Raw genomic sequence first — 19,181 nt, 5'->3', positions numbered from 1 at the left:
ATAATATATCTGCCGTATACACAGTTTTACAACGAATCCGAACAGGAAGGAGCATTTATGGAACTTCGCCAGTTATCCTACTTCACCACCATCGTCAACGAGGGAAATATTTCCCAGGCAGCCAAAAAACTGAATATCTCACAACCTCCGCTCAGCCACCAGATGAAGCTTCTGGAGGCAGAACTGGGTGTGACGCTGTTTGAGCGCGGTTCCCGCCGCATCCGACTGACACCTGCTGGAAAGACGTTCTACGACCGGGCGCTTGCGATCCTCGATCTGAGCCAGGCTGCCCGCACGGAGCTGACTGCACAGAAACAGGAGATTCAGGGCGTTGTGCGCCTTGGCATCATCTCCTCCGCCGTCGAATTTGTGACCCGGCATTATCTTGCCCCATTCCGGCGATCCTATCCCAAAGCCCTGTTTGAACTCCATGAGTCCAATTCCTACCACCTGCTCGATCTGCTTCACTCCAACCAGATCGACCTCGCCGTGATCCGGACGCCATTTGCCAAAGCCGGGCTGGAGATGCAGACACTGCCGCCGGAGGCATTTCTGGCGATCGGGCGCGAAATGATCTGGAGCCATTACCAGGAATGCCCGAATGCCCTTCTGACTGATATTCCTGCTTCCGAACCACAAAAAAGCCATACGCCCACATCTCTTCCCCTCTCCGCCCTCACCCGCGCGCCGCTCATCCTTTACCGCCGCTGGCAGCCGCTGATTCTGGGATATTTTGAGGAACAGGCGCTGGAACCGAACATCGTCTGCATTGCCGACGATGCCAGAACCGCCCTTTTATGGGCGTCCGAAGGGCTGGGCATCGCGCTCGCGCCTGAATCTGCCCTCTGTTTAAATTCCGATCCCGCCCTGATCCGCCGGATCATCACCCAGCCGCAGATCCACTCAAGTATCTGTCTGGTCAAACGGAAGGAACGGAGTTTATCGCTGGTGGGGAATGCGTTTTTCCAAAGTTTCCATGCCACCACTATTTCATAAAGAGGGTGCGGACAGTCTTCTGCTCTGGCAGAAACAACCGCAGCTGCTACCGATGCCCCGGCGGAAGATACGACCGCTTCCTCCGATGAAACGAAAGAAATCGGCAGTAAACGAACCAATTTTCGTTTACTGCCGATGCTTTTACGCCTCTTTCGTCCCTTTATTCTTTCGATCCAAAATAACCAGAACCACAATCAGCGCTGCGAATCCCACGCCGGTTCCCACCCAGCCATTGGCGGTAATTCCGGCCGCCAGATAACCGAGGAAACAGCACGCCGCTACGCACAGCACATACGGGATCTGGGTCGATACGTGGTTGATGTGGTGGCACTGGGCGCCAGCCGACGCAAGGATGGTCGTATCCGAGATCGGGGAAACATGGTCGCCGCAGACCGCACCTGCCAGAATCGAAGCCGTCACGATCGTAAGGCTGTTCATATTTTCAGCGCCAACCACCGCAAATGCAATCGGAAGCAAAATACCGAAGGTACCCCAGGACGTACCGGTCGAGAACGCCAGCCCCGCCGCGATGACGAACATCAGGGCCGGCATCAGGGAGCCGACCAGCGCATTGCCGCCCACTACCTCTTTGACATAGCCGCCGATGTTTAAGTAATCCGCACTGCAGATACCAGACAGAGTCCAGGCAAGGCACAGAATCATGATCGCCGGGATCATCGCCTTGACGCCGATCGTGAAGGATTCACAGAACTCATTGAACCGGATGACACGGCGGATCATGTAAAATGCAAAGATAAACACCAGTGTGAAGAAGGAACCAAGCACCAGGCTCAGTGCCGAATCACAGTTAGCGAACGCCTCGACCAGACCAACGCCGTCCAGGATGCCGCCTGTATACAGCATACCGCTGACGCAGAACGCAATCAGAACCAGGATCGGAAGAATCAGATCGATAACCTTTCCGTTGCCGGAGATCTCCATCGCCTCCGCCTCGACCGTCGTCTCTTTTCCGGTCTTTTTCACCTGTTCTTCATAGCGTTTCATCGCCGCAAAATCAAAATCGCCTGCTACCAAAAAGAGCATGAAGCAGATCGTGAGAAGCGCATACAGATTAAACGGAATCGTGTGAAGGAACAGACTGAAGCCGTCCACCCCGCTGTCCTCCGGAAGCGAAGAACCGACCGCTGCCGCCCAGCTTGAGATCGGCGCGATGATACAGATCGGCGCCGCCGTCGCATCGATGATGTAGGCTAACTTCGCACGTGTGATCTTGTGCTTGTCCGTCACCGGACGCATAACTGTGCCGACGGTCAGGCAGTTAAAATAGTCATCCACGAAAATCAGCATTCCGAGGAACATGGTTGCAAACAGCGCGCCCTTCTTCGTGCGGATCGCGTGGGACGCCCACTCACCATAAGCCTTCGACGCACCAGACTTTGTGATCAGTGCTACCACGATGCCGAGAAATGCCAGGAAAAGCAGAATGTTGACATTGCCCCCGATCTTCTCGCCCATGATCGCGATCATTGTTTCCACCGCATGAAGCGGATTTGGACCCGTAAATAAAAACGCGCCCGACATAATACCTATCAGCAGAGACAGGTACACCTCTTTCGTAATCAATGCAAGCGCAATGGCTACGATAGGCGGTATTAAAGAAAAAATCGTACCGCTCATAATTACCCCCTTATGGATTATCTGTACACATTCGGGCAAATCTGCCCGTTTTTGAGCATACTATACCTACATAATAAATGTCCCCGGGCACTTTGTCCAGCGTCCGGGGACATTTTTTCATATTTTCTCTCTTTTTACTTTCTTTCCCTGCTTTTTACTCTGCTTTCTCCAGCTCTGCCAGTTCCAAAGCTGTCGCCTCGTATTTGGCAAGAATGACATTCTGAATCATGTCTCTGGTTCCCGAATTAATCGGGTGGGCAATATCCCGGTATTCTCCATCCGCAGCCTTACGGCTCGGCATAGCAATAAAAAGTCCTTTTTCTCCCTCAATAACCTTGATATCATGAACCACAAATTCATTGTCAAGTGTGATGGATACGATGGCTTTCATCTTACCTTCCTTCTCTATCCGCCGCACTCTTACGTCTGTAATCTGCATACCCATTTACCCCTTCCGTCTGTTCTTTGATGTACCTATAATGTAAACCGCTCGTTCTTCTCAATGACAATCTTTACATCTTCCGGCGTACCGATGTGCGTCGTGTTGGCGCGGATCGTATCACGGCTCTCTACAATACAATTCTCAATCACTGTATTGTCCCCGATGTAAACATCATTTAAAATAACAGAATTCCGGATGATACAGTTATTGCCTACATATACCTTCTTAAACAGAACCGAGTTCTCCACCGTACCATTTAAGATACAGCCGCTGGATACCAGGCTGTTCTTGACATTTGCACCCGGATTGTATTTTGCCGGCGGAAGATCATCTACCTTGGAGTAGATCTCCGGGTATTCCTTGAAGAAATAGTGGCGTACATCCGGTTTTAGGAAATCCATGTTCGTCTTGTAGTACGAATCAACCGAAGCGATGTTGCTCCAGTAAGTTCCTAACTTATACGCGTAAATGCGTTTGAGGTTCTTATATCTGACTAAAATATCGGTAACAAAATCATACCGATCCTCTGCTGCACAGCGCTCCAGAAGTTCGATGAGCTGACGGCGGCGGATTACATAGATACCGCAGGAGATCATGCTGGAGGTCGCCAGCATCGGTTTTTCCTCAAAATCTGTGATACGTCCGTCATCGTTTAACTTCACCAGACCGAAGCGGGTAACGTCCTCCTCCGGAGGCATCTCCTTGCATACTACGGTAATATCCGCTTTCTTTTCAATATGATACTCCAGTACCTTGCCGTAATCCAATTTATAGACACAGTCGCCGCCTGCAATGACCACATACGGCTCATGACTTTTCTTTAAGAAATCGAGGTTCTGATACAGCGCATCTGCGGTACCGCGGTACCAGTCGCTGCTCTCTGCCGTAATCGTCGGTGTGAATACATACATGCCGCCCTGCTTACGTCCGAAATCCCACCACTTGGAAGAACTCAAGTGCTCATTCAGGGAACGGGAGTTGTACTGCGTCAGTACCGCCACACTCTGGATGTGGGAATTGCTCATATTGCTCAGAGCAAAATCGACACTGCGGTAGCTGCCTGCGATAGGCATCGCTGCGATGGCTCTCTTATTGGATAATTCTCTCATTCTCTTGCTGTTGCCGCCAGCTAAAACAATCCCGATCGCTCTCATTGTATTCCACCTGCCTTTATGATATAATCGCCGCTCTCCAGCTCGCCGCCGTGATAATCTTCTGCCGTCGTCACGCCGGAAATCGCTGTGTTCCGTCCTATCTTCACTCCATCCGGTATCACGGAGCGCTCTCCGATCGTTACCAGATCGAACTGATATACCTTCTTGTCGTACTTGCTCTCGGCATATTCTCCGACGCCGACCTCGGCATTCTCACCGATGGTAACGTCCTCCGCCACGATCGCCTTATCCACAACCGTGCCAGCGCCGATCGTCGTGCCCTTCATGATGATCGAATCACGGATCACCGCACCTTCTCCGATCGTAACGCCTGCTCCGATGACCGAGTTAATGACTTCGCCGTATACCTCGGTGCCCTCGCCGATGATACTGCGCTCTATCTTGGACTGCTCCGATATAAATTGTGGGGGAATAATATCGCTCTTCGTGTAAATCTTCCAGTATTCTTCATACAGGTTGAACTCCGGAATGATGTCGATCAGTTCCATGTTTGCCTCCCAGTAGGAGCCAAGGGTTCCGACATCTTTCCAGTAGCCGTTGTACTCGTATGCGAAGATACGTTTTCCAGCTGCATGGCAATACGGGATAATGTGCTTTCCAAAGTCACATCCAGGCTCGTCCGAGAGCTTGATGAGCGCTTCCTTGAGCACCTTCCAGCTGAATATGTAAATACCCATGGAAGCTAAATTGCTGCGCGGATTCGCCGGTTTCTCCTCAAACTCCGTAATGCGGTTGTTGTCATCGGTTATAACGATACCGAAACGGCTTGCCTCCTCCATCGGAACCTGCATCGCCGCGATCGTCACATCCGCATTGTTTGCTTTGTGGTATTCCAGCATTACCTCGTAGTCCATCTTGTAGATGTGGTCGCCGGACAAAATCAGCACATACTCTGGATTGTACGTTTCCATGTATTCCAGGTTCTGGTAGATCGCGTTCGCCGTACCGGTGTACCAATCGCTTCCTTTGCTCCGCTCATACGGCGGAAGTACCGTCACACCACCTACGTTGCGGTCCAGATCCCACGGAATACCGATTCCAATATGTGCATTCAGCCGCAGCGGCTGATACTGGGTCAGAACGCCTACCGTGTCCACTCCCGAATTGATACAGTTACTTAACGGAAAATCGATGATTCGATACTTTCCTCCGAAAGAAACCGCAGGTTTTGCTACTTTTTGAGTTAAGACACCCAGACGACTGCCCTGTCCGCCTGCCAACAGCATAGCTATCATTTCCTTTTTAATCACGATATCACCCCTCGATGCTCACATATAATGTGTATTTTAAACCTGTTTTTATTATAACATACTTCACGAAAATAGTGAACAAATTTTTAATAGAATTTGTCCCAATTTTGTACATTTTCCGACATTTTTCGTTCCTTTTACATAATATTTTCGTAATTCCGGGATGTGGAATCTGAGAGTGAACCTCCCGTGAACTGAAAAAAGCCCTGAATCTGAGACACTTTTGACTCAAAAGCATTTCCGATTCAAGGCTTTTTTACTGTATACTCTTTCTCAATTCTTCCAGACTCATCGAATCTGCAATCCGCGGCAACTCCTCCTGTAAGATATGGACAAAGTCCTGTATATACATCGGATGCATCGCATTCCGATGGCTGACCAGCTCGATCTTTAACTCCCGTCCCAGGTTCCGGATCGGGAACATATAGAGTTCATCCTCCGGTTTACAGGTCTGATTGTGACGGTACGCGGCTGCCAGCAGCATTTTCGGACACAGCGCCGCACAGATGCCGGACGCGCAGAGCAGAATCTGCGTCTCACTGTCACTGATGTTATAGATGACATTGAGCTTTACATTATAACTGTCCAGATATTCCTGGATCGCATGGTTGACTTTTCCAGTCTTGAAACTCTGCGTAAACGGAATATTTGAAAATCGTTTCAAATCAATCCCATCCTCCATCTGCCGGATCTCCTGCTCGGTAAATTCCCGCCTCAAAAGCTTGGCGGAGATAACCAGGATGATCTCGTCCGTTGTCAGAGTCTGGATCTTATAATCTGGATGCGGCGACGTATTGACCCCGATAAATAAATCCACCTGTCCGTTCAGCAGGCGTTCCTCCAGAATCTGTGTGTCCTCCTCCGTAAAGGATATATTTACCTTCGGGTAACACTGGTAATATCGGGGCAGTATGATTGGCGCGCGGGATGTACTGATTCCCAAGGTAAAACCGCCCACCGTCCCCTCCGCTATCCCCGCTAGGCTCCGGCTCATGCTCGTCTCCATAATCTGGATATTTAACAGGTTATGAAGCATGATCTCGCCCGCCTGCGTCAGACGGAATTTGGGACGCCGTTCAAACAACACGACATTATACTCCTTTTCCAGCCTCTTTATATGATCGCTGGCGCACTGCTGTGTAATATGAAGCTCATTTGCAGCTTTTGTAATACTCATTTCTCTGGCTACCACCAAAAAAACTTCGAATCCTATTTTCATTGTTTCCTCCGCCAGTTCTCAGTTCTATCTATTTTCTTATTCTAACCAAAAGGAGCCGTAAAAAAACAGCGCATTGACCTTTCAAGTCTCTTCTGCTGTCTTTTCACAGCCCCTTTTTCTTACGTATTTTTCTAATACTTAGTATCCGTACCCCATTAGTCTCGGAAGCCATGTGATGATTCCCGGTACATATGCAAATACAAACAGAAGCAATATTTCCGTCAAAAGGAACGGAAGCGCTCCCTTTACAATCTGTTTGAAATTCAAGCCTGAAATCGAAACCGCCGTAAACAGATTATATCCAAACGGAGGTGTTACGAATCCAACTACCAGGCAAATACAGAACAGCATACCGATGTGGAGTTCATTACATCCAAGTGCAATTCCAACCGGAATTAAAATTGGTGCCAGAATCAGAGTTGCCGCTACGTTATCCATCAGACAGCCTACAATTAAGAGCACTACAACTAGTACGAAGAGATAAAGTGCCTGGCTGCCACCTACGAAGCTGATAAATGCATTGGAAATCACGATTCCGATCTGGGATTTCGATACAACCCAGGAGAACAGGGACGCCGCCGCGATGATGAAATTGACCATTGTCGATGTTTTCAGGGAATTGATCAGGATCTTCGGTAAATCTTTTACTTTCAGTTCTTTCAATGCAAAACCCAGAATCAGCGCATAAACAATGCCGACCGCTGCGGATTCGGTCGGTGTAAAGATACCGCCATAAATACCGCCCAGAATCAGAACCGGAAGTCCCAGAGCGCCCAGCGCTTTCCAGAACAATTTCATGGATTCTTTAAAATCAAACTTCATCGTCTTCGCATGTTTCAGAACCTCCGGATTCCTGTATGCGAATACGACATTGACTAACGATAACGCCAGTGCGATAACAAGTCCTGGGACAACCCCTGCCATAAACATTGCCGGAATTGAAAGATTCATTGTAACTCCATAAATAATCATGGGAATACTCGGAGGAATGATTGGTCCCAATGCACCTGCCGATGCAACTAACCCCGCGCTCGTTTCTCTGGAATAACCTGCCTTCAGCATGGAAGGAAGCATAATTGAACCAATCGCTGCTACCGTCGCCGGACCGGAGCCCGTCAGCGCTGCAAAGATCGCACAACTGAATACGGTTACAATTCCAAGTCCGCCCGGAAGCCAGCCTAAAATACTCTTCGCCCAATCGGTCAGACGTTTGGAAATACCACCGAAATCCATCAGGTTTCCTACCAAGATAAACAGTGGGACTGCAAGCAGTGTGAAGGAGTTAAGACCGTAAATCAGCCGCTGTGCGACTACCAGCATACTTCCTCCCGTTGTCGCCAGATATGCCATTCCGGCAGAAAGGATTGCAAATGCAACCGGAATGCCTAAAAGCATCAGACCAAATAATACTACTAATACAAGTGTCATAATACCGGTTTATCCTCCTTTCTCTCTGTCGCTGATACGATCATCGCAATCGCTACAAATGCCTGGAACATCAGAAGGATTCCGCCGACTGCCACGGAGGAATTGATACACCACATCGGGACAGAAAGCGCGGTACTCAAGTTGGTTCTGGAGCTGTACGCAAGCTTTAAGCCTGCATACAGCATTACGGTTCCATCAAAAAAGATAACTAATTCAATGATAATATCGACAATTTTTCGAAGCGTTCCATGCATCAGATCCAGGATTGCTGTTACTGTAGCATGTCCGCTTCCCTCAATCAACAAGGAAGCGCCCAGCATATGCATCCAGATAAAACAGTACCGGGCAAGTTCTTCGCTCCATGACAGTGAATTATTCAGAATGAAGCGGAAAAACACCTGTGCCACACAGGCAACAATCAGGACAATAAAGATCACCATTCCTATGTAACTGACGCACTTATTAATTATGTCTGAAACCTGCTCTAATTTTTTCATGCTGTCAAACCCTCTTTCTGCAATCACCCCTCCGTGCCGGTCAGGGATTTAATCTGATCCACCCACTCAGAACCGATGTAGGATTCCATCTCGTCATAGCACGGCTGTACGGCACTCTGGAATGCCTCTGTATCTACATCCTCAGAAGATACGATCGTCATGCCCTGAGACGTCAGATCCGACTCCATCTTTTCAGCGGTTGCATCGTTATTTTCACGTGTTTCTTTGGCTGCTTCCTGTGCTGCTTCTTTTAAAATCGCCTGATCTTCCTCAGATAAGGACTCATATACGCTGGTAGAAATACATACCGGAAGTGGAGAATAGAACAGGTTTACATTATCAATGTATTTGCAGATATCCGGGAAACCGTTGGTATATAATACGCTTAACGGTGCATCACAGCCATCTACGGTACCCTGCTGCAGAGCAGTTAAAAGCTCGCCCCATGCCATCGGGGTTGCATTTACACCCAGTGCCTTATAAGCAGACAGGTAAATCTTTGTCTCCATGCAGCGGATCTTCAGTCCATTCAAATCGGACGGTGCTTTGATTTCTTTGTCCTTTGTACATAACTGACGGAATCCGCCCTCAGAAAATGCAAGACATGTAACGCCTGTTCCGTCCATATTGTCGATCAGGGACTGACCGAAATCGCCGTCTACGATCTCACGTGCCTGTCCCAGATCGCTAAAAATGAACGGAAGATCCAATGCACCGTTTGCCGGTACATAAGAAGAAACATATGCATTCGTCATGACTGCCATGTCGCATGTTCCGGTCTGCATGCCTTCCCACATCTCCGGCTCGGAACCAAGCTGACTGCTCGCATACAGGTTGACCGCAATTCTGCCCTCGGATTTTTCTTCCACGATCTCTTTGAATTTGGTTGCTGTAAAGTGATACGGATCATCCGCGTTTGCTGCGGTCGTATAACCGATGCTGAGTGTTGTCTCGGCATTCGGGTTAGCGGTGTTCTCGGCTGCCGCCTGTGTTCCTGCCGCCGCTGCCTGTGTGGTGCCACCTGCCTGTCCGCCGCCGCACGCTGTCATGCTGAACGCTGTCACTGCTGCTAATGCCCCTGCCAATACTCTGTCTTTCCTCATAATGTAAAATCCTCCTTCTAAAAAAATGTGCATTTATATAAATTTATCTGCATACCATTTCTTCCGGTACCTTCTGGACCATGTCCCGTATCTGTGCTTCCGCAATCCCACAGGTCAGCATCACGGCGATAAACCGTTTCAATTCCGAAACGGGTGTCGGTGCCCCTTTCTGCCCGCGGTCCGTTGCCAGATATACGTGTCCGCTTCCGACGGTCCGAATCGTCTCTGCCATCTCTTCCGGCATCACACTTTTCTGTGCCAGATTGAACCAGTTCTTCTCAATCACAACCCCCAGCTTCGCCAGTTCCGCCTGATCGTCTCTTCCTATTCTCGTCCTTGGAAACTCTGGATGTGTCAAAATCATATTGACCCCCCGTTTCCGTCCTTCCCTGCATAAAATCAGGGATTCCTCCGGGCTGATATGCCCTGTTGCCAGAAATGCGTCCTTTTCCTTGATAGCATCCATGATGTCGTAGACGCATTCTTTTAATGTTCCATCCTGTTCCAGAATGGTAATACCCCTGCGGTCAAAGAAATCTCCCTCCATGTTTCCGAATACTAGGCTGTTTTTCGCATCCCGGGTCGGCATCCATACAATTTTTGCCCCCGCCCGCAATGCATTTTTCACCGCGTATACATTCAAGCCCCCTGCCGGGCAGTTGAGGCAGAGCCCGCCATACGCTTTCGCCTTACAGCCGCTGTAGCGGTTGATCAGTTCTGCCCGCAAAGCCGTTGATTCATAATGACTTTTCAGCATCACTCCCGCCATTCCTGCTGCGTCTGCCTCCCGGATCAACTGGAATCCATCCAATTCTCTCGGAAAAACAGAGGGCGATGAATGTACATGTAAATCGTACGCACCTTTCAGAAGCTCTTCCGCTTTTTTATTTGCGTCAAGTTCAGTCATAATTCTTCTGTCTACACCCTTTCCGTTTGATAGACTCTTTGAAAGTATTCCGCGGTTTTCTTTCTTTATCCCCATTCTAACACCGGGCATTTGTCTCTGTAAAACAAGTATTCACAGAGTTGACACAATACCCAGCTTGTTTTCTGCCCTTTCCTTCTGTTTTTGCATTTGTTTTTGTTAATTTTTAAAGCTGTCACTTTTTATACGGGCAGGTTTCTTCCCCTAGCAAATTTCCCTCCGTCCCTTGAATCTACAAGAAAAATACAGTATAATGAAAGTTAAACACGGTCTGCACACTGCAGGGCAGTCCGCATGAGAAAGTTTATTTTGCAAAATAAGGAGTTTACTGAGATGAATTTAACCACTGTAAGAGAAATTTACCGTTCCAGAGAGACGTATCTGGACAAAGAAGTTCAGATCGGCGGCTGGGTACGAAGCGTGCGCGGTTCCAAGAACTTTGGCTTCATCGTTGTGAGCGATGGCAGCTACTTTGAGACGCTTCAGGTTGTTTACCATGATACAATGCCGAACTTTGCGGAGATCTCCAAGTTAAACGTAGGCGCATCCATTATCGTAAAAGGTACCCTGGTTGCAACCCCGGAGGCAAAGCAGCCGTTCGAGATTCAGGCGACCGAGGTAGCCGTTGAGGGACCGTCCGCTTCGGATTATCCGCTTCAGAAGAAACGCCACAGCCTTGAGTATCTGCGTACCATCTCCCACCTGCGTCCGAGAACTAACACCTTCCAGGCTGTGTTCCGTGTACGTTCCCTGGCAGCTTACGCGATCCATCAGTATTTCCAGGAGCGCGATTTCGTGTATGTCCACACTCCACTGATTACCGCAAGTGACTGCGAGGGCGCCGGTGAGATGTTCCAGGTTACCACGATGGATCTGAACAATGTTCCGAAAAAGGACGACGGCACGGTTGACTACTCCCAGGATTTCTTCGGAAAACCAACTAACTTAACTGTCAGCGGTCAGTTAAACGGCGAGACCTACGCGATGGCATTCCGCAATATCTACACCTTCGGACCGACTTTCCGCGCAGAGAACTCCAACACGACCCGTCATGCAGCTGAGTTCTGGATGATCGAGCCGGAGATGGCATTTGCGGATCTGAACGACAACATGGAAGTTGCCGAGGATATGTTAAAATATGTCATCCGCTACGTCTTAGAGCACGCACCGGAAGAGATGAATTTCTTCAACCAGTTCATCGACAAGGGACTCCTTGACCGCTTAAACCACGTATTAAATTCCGAGTTCGGTCATGTAACCTACACCGAGGCTGTCCGCATCCTCGAAGAGCACAACGACGAATTCGACTACAAGGTATTCTGGGGCTGTGACTTACAGACCGAGCATGAGCGCTACTTAACCGAGAAGATCTTCCAGAAACCGGTCTTCGTTACCGATTATCCGAAGGAGATCAAGGCATTCTACATGAAGATGAACGAGGACGGCAAGACCGTTGCAGCGATGGACTGTCTCGTACCGGGCATCGGCGAGATCATCGGCGGCAGCCAGAGAGAGGACAACTTAGAGAAGTTAGAGGCGCGTATGGACGAGCTTGGACTCAAAAAAGAGGACTACGGTTTCTATCTGGATCTGCGTAAATACGGTTCCGCAAGACACTCCGGATTTGGTCTTGGATTCGAGCGCTGCGTGATGTACTTAACCGGCGTTTCCAACATCCGTGATGTCATCCCGTTCCCGAGAACCGTAAACAACTGTGAACTGTAAACAATAAGCAACTATGGGGCTGTCGCAAATACTGGAATCTGCTTTCTGCTATTTGCAGCAGTCCCTTTTCTATTATTATTTTAATATGTACATACGGAGCGACAGACTCCTGAAAGGGGGAGAGAATGTGAAATTTATCCATACCGGCGATATCCACTGGGGCATGTCCCCGGACAGCGACAAGCCGTGGAGCCGGGAGCGCAGCCGCGATATCCGCGATACGTTTACCGCCATCATCGCCAAGGCAAAGGAACTGCGCGTGGACTGCCTGTTCATCGCGGGGGATCTGTTCCACCGCCAACCGCTGCTGCGCGACCTGAAAGAGGTCAATTACCTGTTTTCCACGATCCCGCAGACACAGGTTGTCATTATCGCGGGCAATCACGACCGGATCCGCAAAAATTCAGCTGTTTTAAGCTTTTCCTGGGCTTCCAACGTGACGTTTCTGGAAAGTGAGGATGTCTCATCCGTCTATTTTGAGGATATCAACACCGAGGTGACCGGCTTTTCTTACTATACTGCGGAGATCCCGGAGCCGCGCCTTGATGCTCTTGAAGCACCGGAGGATGGAAAAATCCACATTCTGCTGGGGCACGGCGGCGACGCGAACCACGTCCCGATCGACCGGGCGGCGCTGGCTTCCTCCGGATTTTCGTATATCGCACTGGGGCACATCCACAGGCCAGAGATCCTACTGGACAAAAAGATGGCATACTGCGGTTCCCCGGAACCGCTTGATAAGACCGAGACCGGCAGGCACGGCATCCTTTACGGCGAGATCGACCCGGAAAGCTGTCAGGTAACGACACTGGACTTTATTCCGATGGCGAAGCTCCGATACATCCCGCTCATCGTCCGCGTCACGCCGGATACGACCAACACGGAGCTTTACTTAAAAATCGCCCATGAGATCGAACAGCGCGGCAATGACAATATTTTCCGCTTCAAGGTGCAGGGCATGCGCGATCCTGATATTTCCTTCGATCTGGACGCCTTAAAACTGCGTTTCCGCATCGCGGATATCATCGATGAGACGGAACCGCAATACGATTTTTCCGCCCTGTTTGCCGAGCATCCAAGCGATATGATCGGCTTTTACATCCAGGCACTGAAAAAACCGGACATGAGTCCGGTGGAGAAAAAGGCGCTGTTTTACGGCATCCACGCCCTGCTTCTCACCACCGATGAAAGGAGTTAGCTTCCATGCGTTTTCTTGATCTTTATATCAGTGGGTTTGGAAAATTTCATGACACAGCCGTCTCCTTTGAGGACGGGTTAAACGTCATTTACGGTAAAAATGAAGCTGGCAAATCCACAATCCACACCTTTATCCGCGGCATGCTCTTCGGCATCGAGCGTCAGAGGGGGCGCGCCGCCAGAAACGACATCTACAGCAAATATGAGCCGTGGGAAAACAGCGGCACCTACGAGGGGCAGCTCCGGCTTGAATCCGACGACGGCACCATTTACCGGATCGAGCGCTCGTTCCAGAAAAATAAGAAGGAATTTACCGTCATCAACGAGGCGACCGGACGCGAGGAACCGGACGGCCGCGCCGTTTTGCAGGAAATTTTGGGCGGCATGAGTGAAACCATGTACAACAACACCATCAGCATCAGCCAGTTAAAGAGTGCGACCGATGAAGGCATGGTTTCAGAACTGAAAAACTATATTGCTAACATGAATACCTCTGGCAATATGGCGCTCAATATCACTAAGGCGACCGCCTATCTGAAAAATCAGCGCAAACAATTTGAATCCCAGTTAAGCCCGGAGGCTTCGGTCAACTATACCTCCCTTCTTAGCGAGATCCGCGCGCTGGAACGCGAGCTTTCTTCGCCAAAATATGAGAATCAGTTACAGGAATACTCAAGGCTGCGTGACTCGGTCCGAAATGAACTGGAACATCAGAAAATAGAAAAAGAAGATTTATCCGATCGGCTGCAGAAGAGCCGTCAGGTACTGGATGAGTTTTCCTTTACGGACGAGGCGTCCATCGAGGCGTACCGCAGTCAGGCTGAAACACTCTACCAGGACTATCAGCATGCACAGGTGTCTTCCTCCAGCAAGGGATCCCGGTTTTTCCAGGTGTTTTTCTTTGTCACAGCGGCGATCTGCGCCATCTGCGCGGCATACTGCGGATATCTGGCGTTCTTCCCGCTTCCGTCCCCGTGGCTGGGAGCTGGTCCCACCGCCCTCATCTTTGGCGTCGCCGCTCTTGTGCTTCTCATGCTGGGAATCTGCGTCACACGGCACCGGAGCCGCCGCAGGCAGGAGGCGGAGAAAAGTGCCTCTGTTTTATCGGAGATTTTGCGCCGCCACCTGGGCGAATCCGAGATTTCGGATGAATCTATGAAGCTTTTGTCCCAGCGGCTGGACCGCTTCATCACGCTCTGCCACGCCGTTACAAACTCGGAGGATTCACTGGTAAAACGTTCCGAACAGATCTCGGCGCTGATGGCAAAGCAGAATGACTGCAGCCTTGTCATCGAGGAACAGCAGCGCGTCCAATGGGAGTTAGAGAAAAAGCTGGAGCACCTATCCGCCTGCAAAGACCGGGCAGCGGCGCTCAAACACATTTTAAATGAAAATGAACGCATCCATCAGGAGATCGCCTCCGTGGATCTGGCGCTTGATACCTTAAAAGAGCTTTCCACGACCATCCGGGATTCTTTCGGCCTGTACTTAAATAAGACTGCGTCCGACTTGATCGCCGGAATTACCGGCGGAATTTATTCCAGCATCAGCATTGATGAGAACCTGAATGCGTTTTTAAACACCCGCCGGAAGCTGATCCCGCTTGAACAGGTCAGCAGCGGCACCGCCGACCAGATCTATCTGGCGCTGCGCCTCGCCGCCGCCCACTTTATCCAGGGCGATGCAGACCGGCTGCCGCTCATCTTTGACGACAGCTTCGTCCTCTACGACGACGAGCGCCTGAGAACCGTCCTCAAATGGCTGCCAACCGCCTATTCCGGGCAGATTCTTGTATTTACTTGTCATGAGAGGGAGATGCGGGTGCTGAAGGAAGAAGGAGCTGCGGTGCATGAGGTGCGGTTGTAGGACTCCTTTCATACATAACCGTGACATTGCCTGTTTCCTATGACATTAAAAAGAACGCCATTTTCTGACATGTATTGGTCCGGAAATGACGTTCTTTTTGTTTCTATTTTAAAGGTCTATTTTTAGTCCCGTATTCCCGCCCGATACTTCGCCAGCAGCTTATTGATACGTCCAGTCGGATTTAACAGCTCGCTTAAGGAGGCATCGTGGTTCAGGTTATCGATGATGAGCGCGATGTATTTGCTCATATCGACGCTGATATAGTACGGTCTGGAGAGAAGCTCCGGTGTCTGGTATACCAGGTTGGTGGTCAGGACGCGGTCGATCAGACCGTTCTCATAGTACTCGTCAAACTTCTGCAGTCCGTTGGTAAACAGACCGAAGGTCGCGCATACGAATACCTTTCTCGCCTTGCGGCTCTTTAATTCCTTCGCTACATCTAACATGCTCTCGCCAGAGGAGATCATATCATCGATGATCAGGACGTCCTTGCCCTCTACGCTGGATCCCAAGAACTCATGAGCAACGATCGGGTTGCGTCCGTTGACGATCCTGGTGTAATCGCGGCGTTTGTAGAACATACCCATGTCGAGTCCCAGCACGTTGGAGAAGAAGACAGCGCGGGACATACCGCCCTCATCCGGGCTGATGACCATCATGTGATCGCTGTCGATCTCCAGCTCTTTCTCATTTTTCAGCAGATATTTGATAAACTGGTAAATCGGCTGAACGGTCTCAAAACCCTTGAGCGGAATCGCGTTCTGGACACGCGGATCGTGTGCATCAAAGGTAATGATATTCTCAACGCCCATATCTACCAGCTCTTCCAGTGCCAGCGCGCAGTCTAAGGACTCACGGCCGGAGCGCTTATGCTGGCGGCTCTCATACAGGAACGGCATGATTACGTTGATACGACGTGCCTTTCCGCCTGCTGCCGCAATGACACGTTTCAGATCCTGATAATGATCATCCGGGGACATATGGTTTACCATGCCGCACAGAGAATATGTCTGGCTGTAGTTGCAGACATCCACGATCAGATACAGATCATCGCCGCGCACCGACGCCTTGATCTCGCCCTTTGCCTCGCCGGAACCAAATCTCGGTGTGTTTGCCCCGATGATGTAGGAATCTCTCTGATAACCTGAAAATGCGATCGACGTCTTGTGCTCGCTCTCGCGCTCATTTCTCCAGTCCACCAGATATTTGTCTACCTTGCCTACCAGCTCCTCACATCCCTTTAATGGGATCAGTCCCAGCGGACCTACCGGTATCGTCTCAATGATTTTCTCTTCGTACAGCATTTTCCATTTTCCTCCAGCCTGTTTACTCTCTGTTAATACACTTTTTGCATATGTTAGCGCATTCTAACGTCTCTTTTATATCATTATGTCCCTTATAAGTCAACCCATTACCGGTTTTCCAGCTTTTTTCGGATTCGGATATCCTCGCCGTAGAGCGGAATGATCTGATACTGGCTCATGATCCGGGACATGACGCGGTCGGTGAACTCGTCGCGCATCTCATTAGCCGGCAGATTGGTGGAAATGATCGTGCCTTTCTTCCGGTTTAAGCGCTCGTTGACCACATAAAAGAGCTGGGAAGTCGTAAACGTATTCACCAGTTCCGTCCCCAGATCGTCGATGATCAGCAGATCGCACTCTAATAAATACTGGGATCGGTCGCGGTCCTCATCGGTCGCATCGTTTGCGAAGCGATCCCTTGAAAATATCTCATACATCTCCACCGCCGGGAGATACACGACGCTGAAACAGCGCTCAATCAGCTCTTTCGCGATGCAGTTGCTTAAAAACGTCTTTCCAAGCCCCGTTTTTCCGGTAAATAAGATATTTCCCTTTTCTTCTTTAAATCCGTCCACATAGCGGCGGCAGAACGCTGTCACCTGCTCCATATACGCGCGGGCAGTCTTGCCGCTTCGCGGATCGATCTTCGTATCATCAAAATAATCATAGGAAAAATGGGAAAAATTCTCCCGCTCCAGCACTTCCCGGATATTCGACTGGGCGTATAACAGATCGATCTCCCGCTGACGGAAACAGTGGCATTTTTTGCCGTCTTTGTATCCGGTATCCTTACAGTCCGGACAATTATACTGCATCTCCAGATAGTCCGCCGGATAGCCGTAGGCGCTCATCAGCACCTGGCGCTGCTCTTTCAGGTCTGCGATTGTCTCTCGCAGACGTTTCACCGCGTCCGCATCGCCCGCCAGAAGCTCTTTCGCGCTCTTGACCGCTGCAGCGGCGATCGCATCGTTCATCTCCCGGACCGCCGGTATTTTCTCATAGACCTCGTCAACCCGCGCGTCCAGCTCATGTTTCTTCTGAAGCTGTGTCCGGTTATAGACACGCATGATCGATTCATACTGCGAATTACTGAGTGCCATCGTCCCCTCCTGTCTTCTGCGCTCCGTTTATCATGCTCCATACCATCTCGTCGTAATCATATCCGTGTTCCTCCAGATTGTGGAACCGGTTGGAAGAACGGCTGCTGCCGGCAGACGCCTGCCGGCGCTTCGCCTCGCCTTCTTCCTTCCGTTTTTTATCTAGCTCTGACACATCCCGGAAGCTCTTGACGCCGGCATTTTTCCAGTCCCGCAAGATCTTGTCTGCATAGTCAAACGACGGTTTATGTATCTGCCGGATCGTGCGGCTGCACGCCTCGACGATCAGCTCGCGCGTGAAACCGTACTCCCAGAACCATTTTTCGATAAATTCACTCTCGACCTCCGCCGGGCTCCGGTCCGAAAGCCCCATCGCCCGCATAACCGCGAATGAACCCTTCGTGTAGCCCCTGCCGCTCGCTTTCGCCTGTTCCACATCCTTGATGCCGCGCTTATGCCAGCCGAGCGCCACCTTTTCCATATAGCGCAGGCTGGTGTGGTGGTTCTGCACACAGTACTCAATCAGGTATTCCAGCAATTCCCCGGAAAATCCCAGATTCGAATAGAGATTTCCAAGAATCTGGCAGTCCGTCGGTGTGAGCAGCTTGTTTAAATACTGCTGGGCAATATAAATGAGCTGCTTAAACGACTCATCCGAGGTCAGGCGTGACATATCGCAGGCTGCGGCTTCCCGGGCGGCAGTTTTTGCAGATGGCGCAAAGGAACCAGCGCCTGCCAGGGATTCCGTTGAAGCAAAAACCGGTGAAATTTGCTGTCCCGGCGTCTCCGGAAACGATCGCTGTGCCTCTTCACCGACTTCCGTTCCCAGCACCCCGGCTCTCTGCCAGTATGCCAGCGCGCGCTGCACGTCCGCCTCCGTGTGGTTGAGCGCGTCCGCGATCTGTCCGATCGAGACTTCCTCCTGCTGGTGGCGGAGCAGGTACAGATATACCTTCACATATTCTCCACTGGCTCCCGCCATATATGTATCAATAAATACGTCCGGAACCGGCGTCGCGCCCACCGCCAGCCGGTTTTTGAATCCTATTCCCATCGTCTAACTTCCCTCTTAGCCATTCTGTGTCCTCACATTTCCTGTTACCATTTATCTATCAGCAGCCTGCGGCTGTGTAAACCATTCAAACTGCTGTATTTTACTTTTATTTTGAAATATTCTCTATTTGTTCCATCCAAATCTTCCTGTTTTCTTACTTTTCCACCGTTTTGATTTTGTTTCCGGACTTTTCCACAATTTTGCTCCGGACAAGACAGTTTTCATCCATTTATCACAGGTTCACTGCGTCTGTTCCTATCATAAC

16 protein-coding genes are annotated in these 19,181 nt (G+C 50.1%); 4 read left to right on the top strand and 12 right to left on the bottom strand.

Translation table 11 applies throughout. The features are described from left to right. The first annotated feature begins 57 nt into the window (after positions 1–57). Positions 58–996, top strand: coding sequence for a LysR family transcriptional regulator (locus tag DXC57_RS11390; protein WP_118652684.1), 939 nt, complete (start codon positions 58–60; stop codon positions 994–996). A 141-nt stretch (positions 997–1,137) separates the two neighbouring features. On the opposite strand, the gene DXC57_RS11385 is transcribed toward DXC57_RS11390, so the two are convergent. The 9 genes from DXC57_RS11385 to DXC57_RS11345 form a co-directional block, all read right to left on the bottom strand. Continuing rightward, positions 1,138–2,634, bottom strand: coding sequence for a Na+/H+ antiporter NhaC family protein (locus tag DXC57_RS11385; protein ID WP_107001699.1), 1,497 nt, complete (start codon positions 2,632–2,634; stop codon positions 1,138–1,140). A gap of 154 nt (positions 2,635–2,788) precedes the next feature. Beyond that, a complete protein-coding gene (gene spoVG, locus DXC57_RS11380) occupies positions 2,789–3,073 on the bottom strand; it encodes a septation regulator SpoVG (protein ID WP_118467740.1) in 285 nt (94 codons plus the stop codon). Between the two features lie 35 nt (positions 3,074–3,108). After that, positions 3,109–4,230 carry a glucose-1-phosphate adenylyltransferase subunit GlgD gene (glgD, locus tag DXC57_RS11375; RefSeq protein ID WP_022359575.1) on the bottom strand — a complete coding sequence of 374 codons (1,122 nt, stop codon included), beginning with the start codon at positions 4,228–4,230 and terminating at the stop codon, positions 3,109–3,111. Beyond that, positions 4,227–5,501: a glucose-1-phosphate adenylyltransferase gene (locus tag DXC57_RS11370; protein WP_107001700.1), complete on the bottom strand. Its 1,275-nt coding sequence runs from the start codon at positions 5,499–5,501 to the stop codon at positions 4,227–4,229. Before DXC57_RS11370 ends, glgD begins: the two co-directional genes overlap by 4 nt. Before the next feature lie 256 nt (positions 5,502–5,757). Continuing rightward, complete coding sequence (locus DXC57_RS11365) at positions 5,758–6,720, bottom strand: LysR family transcriptional regulator (protein WP_118652682.1); 963 nt, start codon at positions 6,718–6,720, stop codon at positions 5,758–5,760. Positions 6,721–6,858: 138 nt separating this feature from the next. Beyond that, entirely contained in the window at positions 6,859–8,148 is a 1,290-nt protein-coding gene (locus DXC57_RS11360; RefSeq protein WP_207722853.1) for a TRAP transporter large permease, read from the bottom strand. Then, complete coding sequence (locus tag DXC57_RS11355) at positions 8,145–8,645, bottom strand: TRAP transporter small permease (RefSeq protein ID WP_107001703.1); 501 nt, start codon at positions 8,643–8,645, stop codon at positions 8,145–8,147. Before DXC57_RS11355 ends, DXC57_RS11360 begins: the two co-directional genes overlap by 4 nt. Before the next feature lie 23 nt (positions 8,646–8,668). After that, positions 8,669–9,748 (bottom strand): TRAP transporter substrate-binding protein, encoded by a 1,080-nt coding sequence (locus tag DXC57_RS11350; RefSeq protein ID WP_118652680.1) that lies wholly within the window; start codon positions 9,746–9,748, stop codon positions 8,669–8,671. Positions 9,749–9,791: 43 nt separating this feature from the next. Further along, positions 9,792–10,655: a DUF6282 family protein gene (locus tag DXC57_RS11345; protein WP_118652678.1), complete on the bottom strand. Its 864-nt coding sequence runs from the start codon at positions 10,653–10,655 to the stop codon at positions 9,792–9,794. A 351-nt stretch (positions 10,656–11,006) separates the two neighbouring features. On the opposite strand from DXC57_RS11345, the gene asnS reads away from it, so the two are divergent. From asnS to DXC57_RS11330, 3 genes are all read left to right on the top strand, one after another. Then, on the top strand, positions 11,007–12,398 hold the full coding sequence (gene asnS, locus DXC57_RS11340; RefSeq protein WP_022359577.1) for an asparagine--tRNA ligase: 1,392 nt from the start codon (positions 11,007–11,009) through the stop codon (positions 12,396–12,398). 127 nt (positions 12,399–12,525) lie between these two features. Further along, positions 12,526–13,596 (top strand): DNA repair exonuclease, encoded by a 1,071-nt coding sequence (locus DXC57_RS11335; RefSeq protein ID WP_117796652.1) that lies wholly within the window; start codon positions 12,526–12,528, stop codon positions 13,594–13,596. A gap of 5 nt (positions 13,597–13,601) precedes the next feature. Then, complete coding sequence (locus tag DXC57_RS11330; protein ID WP_118652676.1) at positions 13,602–15,461, top strand: AAA family ATPase; 1,860 nt, start codon at positions 13,602–13,604, stop codon at positions 15,459–15,461. 122 nt (positions 15,462–15,583) lie between these two features. Here DXC57_RS11330 and DXC57_RS11325 read toward each other — a convergent pair whose 3' ends face one another. From DXC57_RS11325 to DXC57_RS11315, 3 genes are all read right to left on the bottom strand, one after another. Further along, entirely contained in the window at positions 15,584–16,765 is a 1,182-nt protein-coding gene (locus DXC57_RS11325) for a ribose-phosphate pyrophosphokinase (protein WP_022359580.1), read from the bottom strand. A gap of 107 nt (positions 16,766–16,872) precedes the next feature. After that, positions 16,873–17,865 (bottom strand): ATP-binding protein, encoded by a 993-nt coding sequence (locus DXC57_RS11320; RefSeq protein WP_118652674.1) that lies wholly within the window; start codon positions 17,863–17,865, stop codon positions 16,873–16,875. Continuing rightward, positions 17,852–18,916, bottom strand: coding sequence for a DnaD domain protein (locus tag DXC57_RS11315; RefSeq protein WP_118652672.1), 1,065 nt, complete (start codon positions 18,914–18,916; stop codon positions 17,852–17,854). The genes DXC57_RS11320 and DXC57_RS11315 overlap by 14 nt, the downstream gene beginning before the upstream one ends. Between the last annotated feature and the right edge of the window lie 265 nt (positions 18,917–19,181).

It is taken from the genome of Clostridium sp. TF06-15AC, assembly GCF_003481165.1.
Lineage (GTDB): Bacteria > Bacillota > Clostridia > Lachnospirales > Lachnospiraceae > Otoolea > Otoolea fessa.
The sequence above is the reverse complement of the archived record's forward strand: the minus strand, read 5'-3'. Positions and strand labels throughout refer to the sequence as shown.